Below are 19,973 nucleotides of genomic sequence, written 5' to 3' on the forward strand. Positions count from 1 at the left end.
GGCGCAAACATGCTCGCCCGCGTCCCGACCTTCGCCTTCCACGGCATCGATACCGTACCGGTTGAGACGCAGGTGCAGATCGCACCCGGGCTCCCGGCCTTCGCCCTCGTCGGCCTGCCCGACAAGGCGGTGGCGGAAAGCCGCGAGCGTGTGCGGGCCGCTCTCACCTCGATGGGGCTCTCGCTGCCCCCGAAACGCATCCTGGTCAACCTCGCTCCGGCCGATCTCGGCAAGGAAGGCAGCCACTTCGACCTTCCCATCGCGCTCGGGCTTCTCGCCGCGATGGACATCATCCCACGCGAGGCGGCCACCACACACGCCGCACTCGGCGAGCTCGGGCTGGACGGGAAGCTCGCCCCTGTCGCGGGCGTGCTCCCGGCGGCGATCGGCGCGGCGGCGCGGGGCCTCGGTCTCGTCTGCCCCGCCCCGCAGGGGGCGGAGGCCGCGTGGTCCGGCCACGCGCCCATCTTGCCCGCCGAGTCCTTGCTCCAGCTCGTCGCCCATTTCCGCGGCGACGCCGCCATCCTGCCGCCTTCCCGTCCCGCCCCACCGCCGTCCCCACCCGAGCCGGACCTGATCGACGTGAAGGGGCAGGAGACCGCCAAACGCGCGCTCGAGGTGGCGGCGGCAGGTGGACACAACCTGTTGCTGATCGGCCCACCCGGTGCGGGCAAGTCGATGCTCGCCGCCCGTTTGCCCGGCCTCTTGCCCGACCTCACGCCGGCCGAGGCGCTGGAAGTGAGCATGATCCACTCCGTCGCCGGCCTGTTGCGCGAGGGCAGGCTCATCACCCGCCCACCCTTCCGCGAACCGCATCACACCGCCTCGCAGGCCGCGCTCGCCGGCGGCGGGCACCGCGCCAAGCCGGGCGAGATCAGCCTCGCCCACCGCGGCGTGCTGTTCCTCGACGAACTGCCCGAGTTTCCCCGCCTCACCCTCGAGGCGCTGCGCCAGCCTTTGGAAACGGGGCGCACCACCGTCGCCCGCGCTTCCGCCCACGTCACCTATCCCGCCCGGTTCCAGCTCGTGGCGGCGATGAACCCCTGCCGCTGCGGCCACCTGGGCGATCCCTCGCGCGAGTGCGCCAAGGCACCGCGCTGCGGTGAGGAGTATCAGGGCAGGCTATCCGGGCCGTTGCTCGATCGCATCGACCTCTTCGTCGAGGTCATGCCCATTCCGCCGGCGGAACTGACGCGGGTGCGCCCGGGCGAATCCTCCGCCACCGTCGCCGCCCGGGTGGCGGAGGCGCGCGCCCGCCAGCGCCATCGCTACGGGGCGGACGGCCCGCGTTGCAACGCCGAGGCCGACGGGGCGGTGCTGCGCGAGACGCTCGCCGCCGATGCCGAAGCCCTCGCCTTCGCCGAGACCGCGGCGGCCCGGCTTCGCCTCTCCACCCGGGGCTTCGCCCGTACGCTGCGCGTCGCACGTACGCTCGCCGACCTTGCGGGCTCCGAGTTCGTCCGCCGCGTCCACGTCGCCGAGGCCCTCACTTGGCGGTCCCGCACCGTGCGCGAGGTGGCCTGATCCAGAACTCCCCTTGCGCTCCATCAAGGCGGGCGGGGCACCGCGCATGATCGCCTGCACCTGGGATCGAAGAAGAGCGGGAGGGCACAATGGAACGGCCGGTCGTTTGGCTGGAGGAGGTCGGGCGCGAGGATGTTGCCCGGGTGGGGGGCAAGAACGCCTCGCTCGGCGAGATGATTCGCGCGCTCGGGCACGCCGGCGTGCGCGTGCCGCCCGGCTTCGCCACCACCGCCGCCGCGTACCGTGCCCACCTCGCCGCGCACGGCCTGCCCGAGCGGATCCGCGCCCTGCTCGACGCCTACCATGCCGGGCGCGCGAGCCTTGCCGACACCGGAGCGGCGATCCGTCGCCTGATCCTGGAGACGGAATTCGCCCCCGACCTCGCGGACGCGATCCGCTCCGCCTACGCCGAGCTCGGCCGCCGCCTCGGCGAGGCCGACCCCGCGGTTGCCGTCCGCTCCTCCGCCACCGCCGAGGACCTGCCGGACGCCTCCTTCGCCGGCCAGCAGGAAACCTTCCTCAACGTGCGCGGGGCGCGTGCCCTGCTCGATGCCTGCCGCGCCTGCTTCGCCTCGCTCTTCACCGACCGCGCCATCGCCTACCGCGACCTGCAGGGCTTCGACCATCTCGCGGTCGCCCTCTCCGTCTGCGTGCAGGCGATGGTGCGGGCCGATCTCGGCGCGGCGGGGATCATGTTCTCCATCGACACCGAAAGCGGCTTTCCCGGCGTGGTGCTGATCAACGCGGCCTGGGGGCTCGGCGAGCCGATCGTGCAGGGCGCGGTCGATCCCGATCGCTACCTCGTGTTCAAGGCCCCGCTCTCCGACCCGGCCAAGGTACCGATCCTCGAGAAGACGCGCGGGGCGAAGGCGGTGAAGATGGTCTATGCCGAAGGTGGGTCGGCCCGCACGGCACTCGTCGAAACCACCCGCCGCGAACGCGACGCCTTCGTTCTTTCCGATGCCGAAATCCTCGAACTCGCCCGCGCCGCCTGCACCATCGAACGCCACTACGGCCGGCCGATGGACATGGAATGGGCGAAGGACGGGGCGACAGGGCTGATCTGGATCGTGCAGGCGAGGCCCGAGACGGTGCACGCCACCCGCCAGGGCGCGGTCCTGCGCACCTGGCGGCTCACCGGCAAGCCGCGCCCGCCGCTGCTGACGGGTGCGGCCGTCGGCGACAGGATCGCCGCCGGCCCGGTGCGCGTCGTCCACTCGCCGGAAGCGATCGCCGACTTTCCTGAGGGCGCCGTTCTCGTGACGGAACAGACCGACCCCGATTGGGTGCCGCTGATGAAGCGCGCGGCGGCGATCGTCACCGACCACGGCGGCACCACGAGCCACGCCGCCATCGTCTCGCGCGAGTTGGGCCTGCCGGCGGTCGTCGGCACGCAGCTCGCTACCCGCACCTTGCGCGACGGGCAGGAGGTGACGGTGAGCTGCGCCGAGGGCCCGGAGGGTCGCGTCTATGACGGGCGGGTGCCGTTCGCCGCCACCGACGTCGATCTCGCCGCCATTCCCGCCACGCGCACGCGGATGATGCTGAACATCGCCTCTCCGGCCGCCGCGCTGCGCTGGTGGCGCCTGCCGGCCAAGGGCGTGGGGCTTGCGCGCATGGAGTTCATCATCAATGCGGTGATCAAGGCGCATCCGATGGCGCTGGTGCGCTTCGATCAGGTGACGGATCGTGCCGCCCGCCAGGAGATCGAGCGGCTCACACGCGGCTTCCCCGACAAGCCCTCCTACTTCGTCGAGACGCTGGCGCGCGGCATCGCGCTGATCGCCGCTCCCTATCACCCGAATCCGGTCATCGTGCGATTGTCCGACTTCAAGTCGAACGAATATGCCCACCTCATCGGCGGGGCGGCCTTCGAGCCCGCGGAGGAGAACCCGATGCTCGGGCTCAGGGGCGCCTCACGCTACGCCTCGCCGCGCTACCGCGAGGCCTTCGCCCTCGAATGCCGCGCGGTGAAGATGGCGCGCGAGGTGATCGGGGCGGACAACATCGTGGTGATGATCCCGTTCTGCCGCACCCCCGAGGAGGCGGATCGCGTGCTCGCGCTGATGAGCGAACACGGGCTCAAACGCGGCGAAGGAGGGCTTCAGGTCTACGTGATGTGCGAGATTCCCTCGAACGTGATCCTCGCCGAGGCCTTCGCGGAACGTTTCGACGGCTTCTCCATCGGCTCGAATGACCTCACCCAGCTCGTGCTCGGCGTCGATCGCGACAACGCCGAGCTGCGCGAGCTGTTCGATGAGCGCAACGAGGCCGTCCGCCGCATGATCGCCGACGTCATCCGCCGCGCGCACGCGGCCCACCGCCCGGTCGGCATCTGCGGCGAGGCGCCCTCCAATTACCCGGACTTCGCCGCGTTCCTGGTTGAACAGGGTATCGATTCGATCTCGCTCAACCCGGACGGGTTCGTCGCCGCGGTGCGCCGTGTGGCCGAAGCGGAAGCTGCTCAGGAGGCGAAGGAGAGGATGAGCGAGCCCGCAGCCGCGAGGTAGATCAGGCACGGGAGCAGAGTGGCGCGCAGGATCGCCCCCTCCGCCCCCGCGATGCCGACCGTCGCCGCACCGGCCACGATGTTGTGCGGGCAGATGATGTTCCCCACCCCTGCCCCCACGCCCTGGGCGGCGAGCAGCAGCACGGGCGGCAGGCCAAGGCCTTCGGCGGTCGCTTCCTGGAGCGCCGAGAAGAGGATGTTCGAGGCGGTGGCCGAGCCAGTGACGAAGGAGCCGAGGGCGCCCACCGCCGGCGCGAGCAAAGGGTAGAGCGGCCCGATGCCGCCGATCGCCGCCTCGGCCAACGCCGCGATCATCCCCGCATGCAGCATCAGCCGCGCGAGCACGAGCATCGCAATCAGGGCGGCGGCGACGCGGCCGAGGCCGAGCGCGGTGCGGGCGAGCGCGCGCGCGAGCACGCCGAGCCGCGCCCCGCGCCACAGCCCGCCGGCGAAGTACGCCGCCGCGAGCAGCGTGCCGGGATGGAACAACGGGCGGACCGAGCCGCCGAACCGCCCCCAAAGCTGCCAGGAAAGAACCGGGGCCTCGGCGAGCGCGCGCACCGGCGGCACGAGGCGCGTGACGAGGACGAGCCCGATCAGCACGAGGTAGGGCGCGAGCGCGGAGCCGAGACGGAAGCCCATGACCGGCGGCGGTCGGAAGCGTGTGATGACGAGGACGAACGCCGCCCCGCCGGCGAGCGCGCCCACCAGGGTGGGCAACTCCGGCCCGACTGCATGCGCGATCAGCACCGACGGCGTAAGGAACAGCACCGCGGCGAGGATGGCGAGCGCGAAGCCCCGTCCCGCTGCCTCGCGCATGGTGCCCGCCCAAACGACGGCGGCGATGGCCAGGATAGGGCCGAGCAGGCCGTGGATCAGCGCGGTCGGGCCCGAAAGCTCCCCCTCGGCGACCGAGACGAGCTCCGCCTGGGCAAGCACCGGGGTGCCGACGGCGCCGAAGGAGACCCCGACCGAATGCCCGATCAACGCAACCGCCACCGCCCGCGCGGGCTCGAGCCCGAACCCCACCAACAGGGGGGCGGCGAGGGCGACCGGCGTGCCGAACCCGGCCGCGCCTTCGATGAACAGGGCGAAGAACCAGCCGACGAGAAGGGTCCGCGCTGCCGCATCGGGGGCCAGCCCGGCGAGCGCGTCGCGGATCCGCTCCGCCGCTCCCGTCTCCGTCTGCCAGCGGTGGAGTGCGAGGGCGGGCCAGACGATGGCGAGCACGGTGGCGGCGAGAAACAACCCCTCCAGGGTCACGCCGAGCAAGGCATGCGCGATCCCCACCCCCGTCGCTCCATCGAGCGCGAAGGGCCCGAACACGAGCGCCACCGCCAGCGCGAGCCCTGCCGCCCCGGCGAACGCCGCCGAGCGGCCGAATCCCGCCATCAGCAGGAGCACGAGGAGGATCGGCGCGGCGGCGAGCCAAGGGCGAAGTGGCATCGGTGGCTCCGTGTCGAGGTCCCGTCGCCGTCCTTCTGCCATGCCACTGCCTCGGCGCGCGCGCTACCCTTCTTCGATAACCGCTCGGGAACCGCAGACCGATGAGCGCGCCGCGCCTTCTCGCCCGCACCGACCTCTCCGGGCTCGAACCGATCACGTTGGAGGGGCGGGTGGTGCTCGACGCCTTTCCGCGTCTTGCCGCGCGCCTCGCCGCGCTGGGCGCCGAACCCACTCTTTTTGCCGAACCAGTCCTCACACGCGGCGCGGGCGGGACCCCCACCGCGGTCGCCTGGTACGGCGAGGGCGAAGGCGAGCCGCGTCCCCTGTCATCGCTCTCGCCAGCCCGTCGGGCCGAGGCCGAGGCGCGGCTGCGCGAGGCCCTGGCCGCCCTGCGCCCCGCCTTCGACGATGCTGAGGACGGGGCGCTCCTGCGCCGGGCTCTCGTGCTCGCCGATCTCGACGGGATTCTCGTCCTCGACCGCGGCATCGTTCTGACCGGCTGGGGACTTGCCCCGAAAGGCACGGGCGACGACCCCTCCCGCCTTGCCACGCTGCTGGCCCAAGGGATTGGGCGCTACCTGCCGTCGCTTGCCGAGCCGCACGGCCCGTCGCCCGAAAATCGGCCGCCGCCTCGGCCGACTGTCGCAGCGCCGGTGTCGCCCTTGCCCCCTTCGCGCCCACCGGCGGTCACCGCCCCAGTGTCACCGTCCACTGCCGCCACCGCCTGGGGCGGTTGGTGGCTGCTGCCGGCCGGCGTGACGGTCGCGATCATTTTCCTCCTTCTCGGGTTCTGGCTGGGCTGGCGGGCGGCGGTCGGCGAGTGGGCGGGGCGGGAGCTCCTCGCGGTGGTGGCGGAGGAGACGCCGCACCGCACCGCCCTCGAGCAGGCGCGGGCGGCAAACCTTGAGCTCGAGCGGCGGATTGCCGCCCTGCGGGCCGTGTTGGCCGGCGATGTCTGTCGGGCAGAGGGGACGCTGCCGAGCCTCGAGCCGCCCCGCGAAGGCGGGTCTCCGGCGGAGGGCGAAGCGGTTCCCGCGCCCGACCCGTCCCCGCCGTCCGGCCGCTGACCGCGCGCGATGCCGACCCCGCGCGCCATCGCCACCTTTCCGGCCGAGCGGCTGCATCCGCTGTCCGTCGGAGGGCGGCCCGCCATCGAGGCCTTTCCCCAGATCGCGGCACATCTGCGGCGCGCGCGCGGGGCCGATCACGCCGCCTTGTTCGCCGAACCGATGGCCGATCGCGACCGCGGCGTCGTCGATTGGTACGCCTCCGGCGAAGGCGCGGCGATGCGGCTCGACGATCTGCCGGCGGACGCCCGCGCAACCGCACAAGCCCGGCTCGACCGGCTGGTTGCCGAGGTCGAGGCCGAAGCCGCCGCGCTGCAGGCCTCCGCAACCGAGAGCGATCGCCTTCTGGGCCAGGCCCTCGCCACCGCCTTGCGCGTTCCGGACCGAAGCTTCGTCCGTGTCGTCGACGGTCGCCCGGTGCTGGTGGGCTGGGCGCACGAGGAGAACGGGCGCTCGATCGGCCCCGAGGCGCTGCGCCGTCCGATCGAGCGCGCACCCGGCCGCATGCCGATCCTGTTCCCTGCCGTGGCGGACCGTGCCGGCTGGTGGCGTCGGTTCTGGCTCGCGCTCGGTTTATTGCTCGCTGCCCTCCTCCTCCTGCTTCTGCTCATTCTGTGGTGGGACCCGTGGCGCTGGTTCGCCCTGCCCGCCCCGGTCTGCCTGCCCGACCCGCGGGGGCTGATCGCGCTCGAGGAGCGTCGGCAGGAGGAGGACCGGACCCTCGCCCTGCGCGCGGACCTCGCCCGTCTGGCACGCCAGGTCGGCGAGGCCCGGCTTGCCTGCCCGCCGATCCCGGCTGCCGGTCTGTCTCCCCGCGCGGAGGTGCGACCGCCCGAACCGCCAAGGCCGAACCCGGATGCCGAGCGCGCCCGCCGCGAAGGCGCACGCGAGGGCAACACGCAGATCATCCTTGCCTGGGACGACGTGAACGATCTCGACCTGGCCATCATCTGCCCCGACGGCACCAGGATCTATTTCGAAAATCGAAGGGCTTGCGGGGCTGAGCTCGACGTCGACATGAATGTTGCAGGCGGCACCCGGCCGATCTCTCGCGCCCCCGTCGAGAACGTGACCTGGGCCGCCGAACCTGCGCCGGGCAACTACCGCATCGAGGTGACGCATTACGGGCGCAATCCGGGTGGGCCGCAGGTCTCGCCCTTCCGCGTCACCATCCGCCGGCCCGGCCAGCCCGACAGGGTACTGCGCGGCGAGGCCGGGGCAGGCCAGACCGTCGTGGTCGGCACGGTGCGGCTGCCATGAGCCTCACCCTCGCCCGCACGCCGGCCCGGCCTCCGGAGCTGATCGGCACCCTGCCCGGTGGCATGACCGCGGCCGAGGCGCACGCCCAGCTCGCCCACTTTGCCGCCGGCGTCCTCGGCCCCGGGTGGGAGCGGCTGTTCGCCGCCCCGCACGACGAGGGCGGAGTCACCCTCTGGTCGGTCGAGGGCGAACGATCCTCGCCTTACCTCGGGCTTCCCGCCGGCGAGAGGGCCGCCGTCCGCGCCTCGCTCGGCCGGGCGGTGTCCGCGCTGCGCCGAGCGGCGGAACGCGACGTTCCGCCCCTCCTGCCCCTCCTCGCCGCCGCCTTGGAGATTCCCAGTTGGGATGCCGTTCACGTGGTGGACGGGGTGCCGGTCCTCGCCCCCTGGGGGCTGCGCCCCGAGGCGCGAGCGCCTGGGCAAGGCCCGATCACCGCGCTCGACGATGGCCGTCCCGCGCGGCCCGCGCCGTTCGTTCCACTCGCCCCAGTCCTCGCCACCCTCGCGGCCCTTGCGCTCCTTGCCCTTGCCGCCGTCTGGCTCACCCCCCGTTTCGCGCCGTACCTCGATGCCAGCGTGGCCTGCCGCGCCGACCCCGCCCAGATCGCCGCCCTCTCCGCGCTGCTCGCCGAGGAAGGCCGGGAACAAGGCCTCGCCGCCGACCTCTCGGCTTTGGAGACCGAACTCGCCCGCAAGCGCCTCGCCTGCCCGATCGCACGGATCCCGCCGCCGCCCCCGCCCCAGCCGCCGCGCGAGGCGCGCGCGCCCCCGCCCCCCCCGCCGCAGCGCCCGCCCGACGCCAAACCCTGCGACGAGGAGACGCAGTCAGGCGGACGGGGCATCACCCGCACCCGCCACTATCTCGGACCGAACCCGGGGCGCGTAACGCTGCGCTACGACACGCTGATCGAGCCCGACCACATCGAGGTGCTGTATCGCGGCCGACAGCTCGCCACGACCTGGATCCCGGTCTCGGGGCGGGGGACCCTTTCCTTCGACTGGCGGCCCAGCGGGACGGGGCCGGAGGCGCATACCGTCGAGGTCATCGTCACCGGTTTCGGGCTCTCCACGCGCTGGCGTTACACGCTCGGCTGCCCGCGCTGATCGAGTGCGTCAGGATCGGACGTGGGGCGTCTCTCCTGCCCTCACGTGGTCGTGCGTGCGCCACCGCATCGCCACGCGGGCTTGGTAGAAGATCGCCTGCAACGGGAGAGGGCGCATGGATCGATCCTGGCTACTCGCGGTCCTCGTCGTCGCGGTGAACGTCGGGCCCGTCTGGGCGCAGGCGGACGGCGCCGTGGCGGAGATCCTCCGCCGCGCTGGCGTTGCGCCAATACCCGGCGCCGTGATGGGTACCGACCCCAAGGCACGCGCGAGCGCGCTCGATGCACTGGAACGCACCTACCCGCTGCCGCCGGACCTGCGGGATCGCGAGAACACCGTGCCCCCCGACCGCGAGGCGGTGATGGACCGCCTCGGCCTCACCCGCCATCCCGACGCGCCGGTGGTACGGATGACCGACCGCACGCCGACCCGGGCGGAGATCGTCGATGCGCTCGCCGGCCGCTGAACGCCGCCTCGTCCTGCTCGGTCTCGGCGCACTCGCCGCCTGCGCCAGCCCGACTACGCGGCAGATTGCCGGGCTTGAGACCCGGGGCATCGTGCTGACGGTGAACTTCGACCTCAACTCCTACGCCATCCGCCCCGATGCCCGGCCGCTGCTCGACACGCTGGCGGATGCGATGACCGACCCGCGCCTGTCGCGTCACCGCTACGAGATCAACGGGCACACGGATTCGACCGGGCGTCTTGCGCGCAACCTTGCCCTCTCGGAACTGCGCGCCGCGGCGGTGGTGGACTATCTCGCCGCCAAGGGCGTGCCGCGCGATCGGATGCGCGCCCAAGGGTTCGGCCCCTTGCAGCCGCTCGATCCCGCCAACCCGCGCGATCCAGCGAACCGCCGGGTCGAGGTGTTCGCCATCCCGCCCCCCGAGTGACCCGCCATGCTCGCCGCCCTCGCCCGTGCCCGACCGCTCGCCCTCGCCGCCGCACTCGCCGTCGCGCTCTCCGCGTGTGCGAGCACGCATGGCGCTGATGGCGAACCCCTTTCGCCCGCGCAGCGACAGTTGCGCGAGCAGAATGAACGCTTCACCGAGACGGTGGCCACCGGAGCCATTGCAGGAGCCGTCCTGCTCGGGCTGATCGGGGCGCTTGCCGCGGGGCCGAACAACCGCGGCGAAGGCGCGCTGGTCGGTGCCGCCGCCGGCGCCGCCCTCGGTGCCGCTGCCGGCCACTACATCGCGAAGCGCAACCAGCGCTTCGCCTCGCGCGAGGAGGCGGCCGCCGCGCGCATCGCCGCAGCGAAGGAGGAGGCGGCGGAACAGGAGGCGGCCGCCCAGGCCGCCCAGGCCGTCGCGGCGGAAAACCGCGCCAAACTCGCCCGCCTCGAGGCGCGCATCCGCGCTGGCGAAGCGAACGCTGCCCAGCTTGCGCGCAGCCGCCGGGCAGCCGAGGAGGATCTCGCCGCCATCGACACCGCGATCGAGAACAACCGCCGGGTCGAGGCCGCGATGCGGGCGGACGGCGCGACCCGCGAGGCGGACCGGGTCGCCGCCTCGCGTCAGCGGATGGAGGAGAGCGCGCGTGAGTTGCGCGAAGCCCTCGCCCGGGTGCCGGCGGCATGATCCGGCGCGCCGCCCTTCTCCTGGCGCTCGCGGTGTCCGCCTGTGCACCCGCCGGGCCGGCGGCGGAGCGGGGCTTCTTCGGCGGCTGGGCGGCGGCGATCAGCGGCGAGGACGAGGCCCGCGCAGCCAGGATGGAGCGTGAAGCACAATCCGCCGAAGCGCGCGCGCTCGAGGCCCGCGCCCAGGCGCTGAGGGCGGAGCGCGAGAGGGAGCGCACCACCGCCCAGCTCCGCGACGCCGAACTGCGTCTCGCAAGGCTCGAAGCGAGGCTCGCCGCCCTGCGGCGCGATCTCGAAGCGGCGCGGGCCTCCCGCCTGGAGCCGGATGGCGGACGGGGGGCATCGCTCGCGCGGGATCTCGACCGTCTCGAGCGCGACCGCGCCGCTGCCGTCCGCGCGCCCGACCCAGAGGCCGTCCGCCGCCTCGAACAGGGGGCCGACGACCTTTCCCGCGCGCTCGACGCCTATCGTCGTCTGTGAGGGATGCCGACCGCGGCGAGAATGGCTGCCTCGGCTTCCGCCGCCGATGGCAAGCGCCCGCGCCGCGCCTCCATCATGTGCCGGGCGGCAAGCGCAACCAGCTCCGGCCCCAGTCTGAACCCGCGCGCGCGCAGCTCCTCCGCCACGATGCGGGCCTCCGCCGCGATCGTCGCCTCGTCCTCAGCCGCGGCCTCGCGCACCGTGCGCAGGTAAGCATCCAAGACCTGCGTGATTCCGGCCGGGGTTTCCGCCACCCTGGCCGCGAGCCCCTCGCGCGCTGCGGTGATAGGCGGGCGTGACGCCTCGGGCAGGACAGGGCCCACACCGTCGAGCAGGCGAGCCACCGCCTCGAGCACCGTCGCGTTGCCGTGCGCGACCGCGACTAGGCGCGCGAGTGCCGCGGCCGCCTCGAGTCCCGCTCGCAACGCCGCCCGCTCGCGATCCGCCCGCAGCCGCGCCTCGGCCCGCATCGCGGCATCGACAGCGGCGAGCCCGCGCGCAAGCGCAGGATCGGTGGTCTCGCGGCGAATTTGGGCGAGGAGGGCGCGCGGGTCCTCGGCCAGCCGCTCGCGCGAGGCGGCGGCTTCGGCGAAGGCACGGCGGAACGTCTCTGGCGCTGCGTCATCGACCGTCACCACGAGGCCGAGCACGACCCGGAACCCGACCGTCCGCAGGCGCAAGGGCGATCCGTCGCGCGGGTTGAAGGGGGGATACTCCTCGCGTAGGGCGGAGCGGATCGACTCGCGGTCGGTCAGGTAATGCCCGCCGCGCGCCACCACGCCACCGACGAGGCCGTGCGGGCGGCCGACCCGGTTGAGCCGATAGGGCTCGAGCACCCACTCAGCGACATTCCCCAGCATGTCGTGCAGGCCCAGAGGGTTCGGCTTGAGCGAACCGACGGGGCGAGCGCGGCCGGAGGCCGAGTCCGGTCCGGCGAACCAGACATAGGCCGCCATCCCCTCCGGCATGGGCGGCGTGCGGGCGGTGAATTCCGCCTCGCCCACCGCCGCGCCGCCGCGTGCGGCGTACTCCCACTCCTCCTCCGTCGGCAGCCGCACATAGGCGCGCGCCTGGCCGCGCGTCGGCAACGCGTCGGGAGCGTTCGCCGCCAGCCAGGCAGAGAGGCGCGCCGTGAACGCGATCGCCTCGAACCAGGAGACCTCGGCGGCGGGGACACGACCGGCGGGAGATGGAGCGGGGCAGCTCTCGTTCATCACGGCGGCGAACTGGTCGCGCGTGACCTCGTACTTGCCGACCCACATCACGCGTTCGTTGCCGTGCCGAAAGGCGCCCGCGAGATGGGTGCGACGGGGGAACTCGCTGTGGTCGGTGGCGGGGTCGGCCTCGCCGACGACGATGGGGCGATCATCGAGCGGGCTCGGGCCGGCGGGAACCGGGACCGGGCGAAACGCGATGCGCGCCCCGCACGGCATCGGCAGCACGAGATCATCGGCGAGCGGGGTCGGGTTCCACGACGCCTGTGGCCAAGCCTCAGAGCCGCGGGCAGGCTGGATACAGAGGAGGACGAGGATCAGCCTCGCCAGCCTACGCATCGCGCAAGCCCTCCGCCGGTTCGATCGCCGCCGCGCGTGCGGCGGCGAAGAGGGAGGCGAGTACGGCCCCGAGCACGGTCAGCACGGCGGCGATGGCGAGATGCTCCGGTGTAATGCGTGCGATCGGCCCTTCGCCCACGGCCACACCCAGACGATTGATGACGGCGGCAACGCCAAGCGCGATGGCGCCGGCGAAGACCGCCGCTGCCGACGCCAGCGCAACGGCCTGGGTGAGCGGGAAGGCGAGGAGCCCGCGCGCGGGCATGCCCATGAGACGTAACAGGGCGAGCGCGCGCCGCTTCCGTTCGACGGAAGCCTGCATCGTCACGCCGAGCGAAACCGAGTAACCCGCCCCTCCCAAGGCCGCGAGCGCGACGAAGAGCAGCCCGAGCGACCGATCGAGGGCGAGGAGCCCCGCCACCTCCTCGGCCTGCGAGACCACTTCGATACCCTCCGCCCGCAACACGCGATCGAGCACCACCACGTCCTCGAGACGGCGCGCATGCAGCCGAAAGCCGGCGTAGAGCCTAGCCGGATCCGGCGGCGCGTCGATCTCGGCCACGGGCAGGGCGATCGTCCCCTCCTGGAAGTCCTCGATCAGCAGCAAAAGCGGCAGCGGCACGAAGGCAGCGTCGCGCGCGAAGACCTCGCGCGGCAGAACGGCGGCGACCGCAAGGTCCAGGGCGAGGGTCTCGCGCCGGCCCTCGACGATGCGATCGACCCGCAGGCGGATCGTCGCGCCTTCGCCGACGCCGAGACGTTCGGCGAGGGTGGCGGACAGGGCGGCGGCACGTCCCACGGGCGGCGGCCGACCGGCCAGCAGGGGATCTCCCGCCGCGGTGGCGAGAAGCTCGCCGCGGAATGCACTGAGCGAGTCCGCCGAACGGGCGAAGGCGCCGGAGGCGGCGAGCGAGCGCGTGCGAGGCACGATGAAGGCGACGTCCGGCCGCGCCGCCAAACGGGCGAAGAAGGCCGCATCGAAGGTGCGGTTGGTCTGATTGACGATCTCCCGCGCGCGCGGGTTCTGCACCAGCGCCTCGCGCAAGGAATCGATCACGCCGGCCTTGAGGCCGAACAGGACGATGAGCGGGGCGAGTACGGCGGCGATGCCCGACAGGGTGGCGAGCGCAAGACGGGCCTCGGCGGCGGCGTCGGCCAGCGCGAGCCGGGCGGCAAGCCTCACGCCGGGCATGGCAGCGGTTCCGCCTCGACGATCGAGCGCGCCTCGCCCGGGATCGGGACCACCCGACGGAGCTCGAGCCCGGCACGGCGCGCCTCATCCGCGTCATGGGTGGCGACGAGGAGCGCCGCACCATCCTCGGCGCAGGCGGCGACCAGCATGGTGAACACCCCCGACGCCAATTCCGGATGAAGGGCGGAGGTCGGTTCGTCGGCAATAACGACGGCAGGGCGATGGGCGAGCGCCCGCGCGATCGCCGCACGCTGCCGCTGGCCGACGGAGAGGGCCGCGGGCCACTTGCCGAGTTCGGCGGCAATGCCAAGACGCTCGGCGAGGTCGACGATTCGACGCCGATCGCGCCGTCGCGCCAGCCGCTGCGGCAAGGCGATGTTGTCGGCGACGGTGAGGAAGGGAAGCAAGCCTCCGGTCTGCAGCACGTAACCGATGGCCCGCGCGCGCAGCGCGGCGAGCGCATCATGCGCGCCCCGGGCCCACAATGCCGCCGCGTCTACCCCGGCGACGACGAGACGCTCGGCCCGATCGGGGGCGAGCGCGAGCGCGGCGAGATCGAGCGTCGTGCTTTTGCCCGCCCCCGACGGGCCGATCAGGGCGAGCCCTTGGCCTGCACCGAGCACGAGCGAGGGAACCTCGAGCATGAACCGCGCCGCACCGGAGACCAGCGTGCGTCGCACGCCCTCGAGCGCGAGCACGCTCACGGCAGGTGCGCGAGCGGCACCGGGTACATCGCCTCGCCCGGATCGCGCGCGCGATCGAGGTTCACCCACAGTTCCGGCTGGCGTGCGTATTCCTCGTACAGGCGAAGACGGGCCTCCAACGCGTTGATGATTTCGCGTCGCGCGCCCGCGCCCATCGCCACCCACTCGTCTTCCGTGATGTCCATGATCCGGGAGCGGTAGGGCAGCCCGTCGAGAAACTCGGCGAACACCCCGCCCACGCGTTGCAGCTCGGCCACCCGGCGCGGGTCGCGCGCCATGGCCGCCGCCAGCCCGCGCAAGCGGCCGAAGAACGTTTCGGGTGCGAGACGGCCGGCATTGCCCGCCTCGATGATCCCTCTCAGCGTCGCCGCAAGATCGGAGAGTTGGTTGCGCGTCAGCAGCACGCGCACCTCCATCGGCCGCCGTGAGGGCGTCGGGTCCGCCCAGTCCTCATCGACGGTGAAGCTGCGCACGAGGTCTGGCACGCCCGCCCTCTCGAGGCGGCCAAGATAGGCAAGCCGCATGGCGTGCGCGACGACCTCCGTCTGCTCGGCGATGCGCCGCGTCGCTTCCGCTTGCGGCGGCGCGATGCCGGCAATCGGTCGGCCCACCGTCGCGGCCACGTGGGCGAGGATCGAATCCGCGAGCACATCGACCATCGCGCCGAAGGCGCTCACGTCGCCGTCGGGCACCGGATAGTAGAGAGGCCCTGCGGCGCCGAAGGCGGAGAGCTGGCGATACTGCCGCTCCGCCCGCGCGTGATCGGCCCGCCCTCCCTCTGGCGTGCGCAGGTGGAGCACGTAGATCGCGACCTGCTTCGCCTCGGAGCGGGCGAGCGCATTGAGGTCGGCCGCCGTCAGTCCGGTCGAGGCGCGCGGGTCGGGCGGTTCGCGCATCGAGGCGTCGGTGATCAGCACGAGGAAGCGGCCGCCGAACTCGTTCCACTTCACCTCATCGAGGGCGAGTTTGATCCCCGCCCCCGCATCCTCCTGCCAGCCTTCCGTCGAGGCGGTGGCTTCCCGCACCTCCGCGATGCGCGGCAGGATCGCATCCGGTGCGGCCTGGAAGTCGGGAAGCGCGAAGAGACGGGCGAGGTATTCGACCCGCGGCCGACCCTCGAGCGAATCGCGATAGGCGACCATGCCGAAGCGGAAGTTGTCGCGCACCACAGTGTCGCCGATGCGCGAGACGACGCGGCGGATCGCCTCGCGCGTGCGCTCGATGTAGGGCTGCATCGAAATCGTGGTGTCGATGACGAACACCACCGCGGCGCGGAAGTCGCGCAGCGCCTCGGCACCCGGTGGGGGAGCAGCGGTGCGGGCCGGGGCGGACAGCACCTCGAGCAGCCGCGCCGGCGCGCCATGCTCCGGCTCCATGATCTCGGCCGAAAGCACGGGCAGGAGGTAGAAGTTGCGCGTGATGTCGACGTGCACCTCGGGTTCCAGCGCGATCACCGGACCGTTGGCGCCTGCCGCGCGGAAGGCGTCGGCGCGCGCGGCGCGATCGCGCGCCGCCCAGGCCTGGCGCACCGTCTCGGCGTCGCGGAAGAACATCGCACGCTCCCGTCCCGCCGGATTGGTGAAGGCGAGAATCATGGTGTGACGCCAAGGGATGGCGCGTTCCTCCGCGATCCAGCCCAGGGTGCGGCCGTTCGCCGTCTCGCCGACCTCGAGCCAGCCTTCGCGGCGGTCGTAAACATAGAGGACGGAGAAGGCTGGAACCGGCCGGGTCACCCCGGTCTCGCCCGGTCGCGGCGCAAGCACCGCGCCGGGGCGGGTGATCACGCGCTGCCAGAGCGAGGTCGTGCCCTCAATCAAGAGGGGGCGGCGGGCGGACTGCGCCTCGGCAGGGGGAGCGACGAGCGCCGGCGCGAGGAGGAGAGCGAGCACGACGAGGGGGATCTTCAGCACGCCAATGCATCGTTTCATGGCCAGAACTCCCGCAACGCGTCGCGTGCCGTACCGGATCCGGCGGCGGCCTCGCGTTCGAGGTGCGCGCGCAAGGTGGCCCGGCGCGCAGCGGCCTCCGGATCGCCCCCCCGTTCGGCTTCGCGGTAGTGCCTGGCGGCCTGCCGCACGTCGGGCGAGCGGAACGGACGGCCGGGGACGAAGCCGTTCGGGTCGTAGAGACGGCCGAGCGCGGTGTGCGCTTCGGCGAGCCCCGCTTCGGCCGCGACCTCGAACAGCACGAGCGCATCGTCGTGGCGGCCGGCCGCCTGGCGGCGCAGGGCCACCGCGAAGATGCCGCGCGTGTCGGGCGCCCGTGCCACCACCTCCGCAACCGTCAGCCCGTCGGTGCCGTCGGGCCAGACGGGAGCGGCGACGGGCGGCTGGGCCTGCAGCGGCGAAGGCCGGGACGGACCCTCGCGCGCAAGCCACCAGAAAGCGGCCGCGGCGGCAGCCGCCACCGTGACCGCGAAAGCGAGGATGAGCGGCAGTCGCCGCACGGTGCGCGCAGGCGGTTTCGCGGTCGGAGCAGGCCGCGGCGGCGGTGCAGGCGGTGGTGGCGAGGCGGGCGCCGGCGACGGTTCGCGGGCGGCAACGGCACGGCCGAGTCCGATCCCCACCTCGCCCTCATCGAACACCGCGATCGAGGCGGGCCAGAACAGCGGCAGCTCAAGGCCAAGCGAGGGCAGTCTCAGCGTGAGCGGGCCGGGCTCGAGATGGCGGCAGACGTCAGGCCCGAGGATCAGCGCACCGGCACTGGGCGCCGATTCGACGGCGAGCGCCGTCAGAACCGCTTCGCCGATTTGCCATCCGGAGGGGCCAAGATGGGCAGCCGGCATCTGCGGTCTGATGATCGAGAACCGCCCGTCGGTCAGCGGCTGGCCCAGGCCTTCGAGCGAAATCCGCGCATGTCCGAGCGGTCGATTCGGGTCCGGTTCGACGCGCGCGGTCGGCACCGAGGGCGCAGCCATCACGCGGCCTCGGCGAGACGGGAGAGGATGCGCCCGAGCCGCGCGTTCGACTCCGAATCGACAATCCCGCCGAAGGCATGATCGACGTTGCGGTCGATCAGCGCGACCAGCGCGAGGGTCCAGTCGCCGGCGTAGTCGCGCTCGAACGGGGTCGGCTGTTCGCCGAGCGCGGGCCAGTCCTCCGCCGCCTCGCGCTGTCGGAACACGATTCGGCCATCGCGCGGGTTTCGCGGGCGTTCCGCCTCCGGCATGCGATCGAAGCCCAGGGCGGCGACGTAATCGTTGATCATTCGTTCCGCGATCATCACGGGCTTGACGAGCGCCTCGGCGAAACGCTCGCGATAGGCCGCCTTCGCCCGGATCGCCGCCGCGATGCGCCCGCGCAGATCCTGCCAGGCGGCCCCGGCGGCGAGCTGTGCCGCGAGGAAGGCGGCCTGCTCGCGCGGGATCAGCAGGAAGGACGGTGTGACCGGGTCGGCGGCGAAGGCGCGCAGCCGCTCCTGCCATTCGGCCAAGGCCGCCTCGGCGAATTGGTCGGCGAGATCAATCGTCGCGCAGGACCCCGAGGCGGCTGCTGGCGCAGCCGGCTCCTCGCCGAACAGCGCAGCGAGCTCGTCGGCGAGGTCGGACGCCTTCGCTGCCGCCCCGAACACGGGGGCCTCACGCGGATCATCCGCCGGAGAATGCAGCATCAGGCGGGTGAAGGCGACCTGCAGCGCCTCGGCATCCACCATCAGCGCGCGCAGGAGGAGACCGAAACGCTGCTTCGCAATGCACAAGGCGAGATGCCTCGCCAGCGTCGCCCCCTCGGCACGACGCTTCTTCCGTTCCGCCTCACGATCGTCCGAGACGTGGAACGGATCGAGCCGTGCTGCGGCATCGCGCGCGAGCCGCGCCAGACGTGCGGCGACTTGGCCGCGCTTCAGCGCCGGGTTGCACACGGGGGTCAGGCTTTCCGCGAGGTAGGTAATGCCACCGTCGTTCAGCCGCATCGCCTCGTCCCAGGCGCGGGCCGGATCGGCGAAGTGCCGCTGCACCTCGGGTGTGGCGAGGAATTCGGCCTTCAGGCGCGCCAGACGCTCGGGTTCCCGCACCGCCACCTCGCGGCCCGCGGCATCGTAATCGAGGATCGCCTTGGCGAGCACGTTCGGATTGCGCAGCCAGAACGTGTTGGCGAAGGGCTTGCCGGGGGTCCACTCCGTGGGCCAGGCGTGCTCGAGCCCGAGGAAGCGCGTGATCGAGGCCTCGATCCGCGTCGCCCAGCGGCTCGCCGCGGCCTGATCCTCGCGCCGGCCGCGCTTCTCCTCGAATTCCATGTCGAACTTGGTCAGCACGATGAAGAGCGCAGTCGGCTGCTTCGCGCGCTCCTCCGGTGTCGGCCCGTGAGTGGCATCAACCCATTCCTTCACCATGCCGGGCAGCGTGCGCACCTCCTGGTTCAAGGGCCCGATGCAGAGCAGCATGGAGGTGAGTTCCTGCTCGGCCACGTAGCGCTGGTAGAGGTAGGCGACCTTGCCGCGCAGATAGAGGGGGGCGATCCGAGCCGGATCGGCGAGGTAACCTTCCGCGTCCGAAAGCACCTCGCGCGACCGCGCACCGGGGAAGTCGAGCAGATCGGTCGAAGAGAAGAATTCCCAGGGTTGATCGGCGAGCGTGAGGCGGAGTTCCGCCGTCAGGGCGGCGACGATCGGGCGCGGCAGGGTGACACGACGGCCATCGCGCGTGGCGACCTCGAGCTGGCCGACGCGATCGGGCGTGCCGAGGCCCGCCAGCGTTTCGACGTCGATGATGCTCGTCTCCCGCGGCAACAAAGCCTCGAGGCCAAGGAAGGCATCGTCCGGATCGCCCAACGCGTCGAGCGCCTGGCACAAGCGACGGCAGGTTTCGGTGTAGGTCGGGATCGCATTCCACAGCGGCGCGAACAGACGGGCGCGGTCGGCGGCAGACAGCCTCGGCGCCAGCGCCGCCGCCTCGCGCCAGAACCCCTGTCCGAGCGAGAGAATGACGGGGTGGCCGCGGAAGTAGCGGTCGAAATACTCCGCGAGGTCGAACACCACGTCCTCGCCGAACGCCGTCGCTGCCGACCCGCCGGCGCGGCCGCGCGCCTCGTCGATGAGGGCGGAGACCTTCTCGGCCGGTATCGGCTGGACGGCGTCGCGGTTGAAGTCCTCGAGGAAGGAGTTGCCGAGGATCTTCACCACGTCGGCCTGGGTGAGCAGGCGAACCGAGACCGGACTACCGGGCAGTGAGGGTGTGGGACGGACGGTGAAGCGGGTGACGAGCCCCGTCGCCTCCTTTCCGCCCTCCGGGTTGATCTCGGCGACGAAGTCGATCGCGCGCTCGCCGAGCATCACGCGCACGGGCTCGGTGCCCTTCCGGGCCAAGGCAGAGATCAGGTAGCTCTTGCCGGCCTGGGATGGGCCGAACACTGCCACGCACATCGGCCGGGCGGCCGCCGCGGCGAGCCGGCGGGCTCGCGTGGCGAAGCGGCGCAGGTCGCGCACCACCGCCGCTCCCGCCTCGCGCGCGACCTCGGGATGCCGGCTGATCCAGGCGATGCCGTCGGCGATCGCCTCCGCCGCCGCCGCGCAGCGTTCGGCGAGCACGCGGTCCTCGGCCGAGCGCGCGTCGAGCATCAT

At 72.6% G+C, this 19,973-nt stretch carries 16 protein-coding genes; 9 read left to right on the forward strand and 7 right to left on the reverse strand.

The annotated features are described in order from the left end of the window. The first annotated feature begins 9 nt into the window (after window positions 1-9). Together DWB05_RS14380 and ppsA are read left to right on the forward strand one after the other, a co-directional pair. Window positions 10-1,524: a YifB family Mg chelatase-like AAA ATPase gene (locus DWB05_RS14380; RefSeq protein WP_114377892.1), complete on the forward strand. Its 1,515-nt coding sequence runs from the start codon at window positions 10-12 to the stop codon at window positions 1,522-1,524. A gap of 89 nt (window positions 1,525-1,613) precedes the next feature. Beyond that, window positions 1,614-4,034: a phosphoenolpyruvate synthase gene (ppsA, locus tag DWB05_RS14385; protein ID WP_114377893.1), complete on the forward strand. Its 2,421-nt coding sequence runs from the start codon at window positions 1,614-1,616 to the stop codon at window positions 4,032-4,034. On the opposite strand, the gene DWB05_RS14390 is transcribed toward ppsA, so the two are convergent. Beyond that, complete coding sequence (locus tag DWB05_RS14390; RefSeq protein ID WP_114377894.1) at window positions 3,989-5,479, reverse strand: L-lactate permease; 1,491 nt, start codon at window positions 5,477-5,479, stop codon at window positions 3,989-3,991. The two genes, ppsA and DWB05_RS14390, sit on opposite strands and share 46 nt — an antisense overlap. A gap of 101 nt (window positions 5,480-5,580) precedes the next feature. Between DWB05_RS14390 and DWB05_RS14395 the strand changes: the two genes are divergently transcribed. From DWB05_RS14395 to DWB05_RS14425, 7 genes are all read left to right on the forward strand, one after another. After that, window positions 5,581-6,546, forward strand: a complete 966-nt coding sequence (locus DWB05_RS14395) for a hypothetical protein (RefSeq protein ID WP_114377895.1) — start codon at window positions 5,581-5,583, stop codon at window positions 6,544-6,546. A gap of 9 nt (window positions 6,547-6,555) precedes the next feature. Continuing rightward, entirely contained in the window at window positions 6,556-7,806 is a 1,251-nt protein-coding gene (locus DWB05_RS14400) for a DUF2135 domain-containing protein (protein WP_114377896.1), read from the forward strand. Continuing rightward, window positions 7,803-8,909, forward strand: a complete 1,107-nt coding sequence (locus DWB05_RS14405) for a hypothetical protein (RefSeq protein ID WP_114377897.1) — start codon at window positions 7,803-7,805, stop codon at window positions 8,907-8,909. The genes DWB05_RS14400 and DWB05_RS14405 overlap by 4 nt, the downstream gene beginning before the upstream one ends. A 115-nt stretch (window positions 8,910-9,024) precedes the next feature. Continuing rightward, window positions 9,025-9,375 carry a hypothetical protein gene (locus DWB05_RS14410; RefSeq protein WP_114377898.1) on the forward strand — a complete coding sequence of 117 codons (351 nt, stop codon included), beginning with the start codon at window positions 9,025-9,027 and terminating at the stop codon, window positions 9,373-9,375. Beyond that, window positions 9,356-9,802, forward strand: coding sequence for an OmpA family protein (locus tag DWB05_RS14415; protein WP_114377899.1), 447 nt, complete (start codon window positions 9,356-9,358; stop codon window positions 9,800-9,802). Before DWB05_RS14410 ends, DWB05_RS14415 begins: the two co-directional genes overlap by 20 nt. A 6-nt stretch (window positions 9,803-9,808) precedes the next feature. Continuing rightward, window positions 9,809-10,489, forward strand: a complete 681-nt coding sequence (locus DWB05_RS14420) for a YMGG-like glycine zipper-containing protein (protein ID WP_114377900.1) — start codon at window positions 9,809-9,811, stop codon at window positions 10,487-10,489. Next, window positions 10,486-10,968 carry a hypothetical protein gene (locus DWB05_RS14425; RefSeq protein ID WP_114377901.1) on the forward strand — a complete coding sequence of 161 codons (483 nt, stop codon included), beginning with the start codon at window positions 10,486-10,488 and terminating at the stop codon, window positions 10,966-10,968. Before DWB05_RS14420 ends, DWB05_RS14425 begins: the two co-directional genes overlap by 4 nt. On the opposite strand, the gene DWB05_RS14430 is transcribed toward DWB05_RS14425, so the two are convergent. The 6 genes from DWB05_RS14430 to DWB05_RS14455 are packed head-to-tail and all read right to left on the reverse strand — an operon-like array spanning window position 10,953 to window position 19,973. Continuing rightward, a complete protein-coding gene (locus DWB05_RS14430; RefSeq protein WP_114377902.1) occupies window positions 10,953-12,521 on the reverse strand; it encodes a formylglycine-generating enzyme family protein in 1,569 nt (522 codons plus the stop codon). The two genes, DWB05_RS14425 and DWB05_RS14430, sit on opposite strands and share 16 nt — an antisense overlap. Continuing rightward, window positions 12,514-13,713 (reverse strand): FtsX-like permease family protein, encoded by a 1,200-nt coding sequence (locus DWB05_RS14435; protein WP_114377903.1) that lies wholly within the window; start codon window positions 13,711-13,713, stop codon window positions 12,514-12,516. Before DWB05_RS14435 ends, DWB05_RS14430 begins: the two co-directional genes overlap by 8 nt. Then, window positions 13,701-14,417, reverse strand: coding sequence for an ATP-binding cassette domain-containing protein (locus DWB05_RS14440; protein ID WP_198669194.1), 717 nt, complete (start codon window positions 14,415-14,417; stop codon window positions 13,701-13,703). Before DWB05_RS14440 ends, DWB05_RS14435 begins: the two co-directional genes overlap by 13 nt. Beyond that, window positions 14,414-16,327, reverse strand: a complete 1,914-nt coding sequence (locus tag DWB05_RS14445) for a vWA domain-containing protein (RefSeq protein WP_114377904.1) — start codon at window positions 16,325-16,327, stop codon at window positions 14,414-14,416. The genes DWB05_RS14440 and DWB05_RS14445 overlap by 4 nt, the downstream gene beginning before the upstream one ends. 14 nt (window positions 16,328-16,341) lie before the next feature. Then, window positions 16,342-17,334, reverse strand: a complete 993-nt coding sequence (locus tag DWB05_RS14450) for an SEL1-like repeat protein (protein WP_114377905.1) — start codon at window positions 17,332-17,334, stop codon at window positions 16,342-16,344. After that, window positions 17,334-19,973 carry a virulence factor SrfC family protein gene (locus DWB05_RS14455; RefSeq protein WP_114377906.1) on the reverse strand — a complete coding sequence of 880 codons (2,640 nt, stop codon included), beginning with the start codon at window positions 19,971-19,973 and terminating at the stop codon, window positions 17,334-17,336. The genes DWB05_RS14450 and DWB05_RS14455 overlap by 1 nt, the downstream gene beginning before the upstream one ends.

It is taken from the genome of Elioraea thermophila (ex Habib et al. 2022), from assembly GCF_003336755.1.
GTDB classification, from domain to species: Bacteria; Pseudomonadota; Alphaproteobacteria; order Acetobacterales; family Acetobacteraceae; genus Elioraea; species Elioraea thermophila.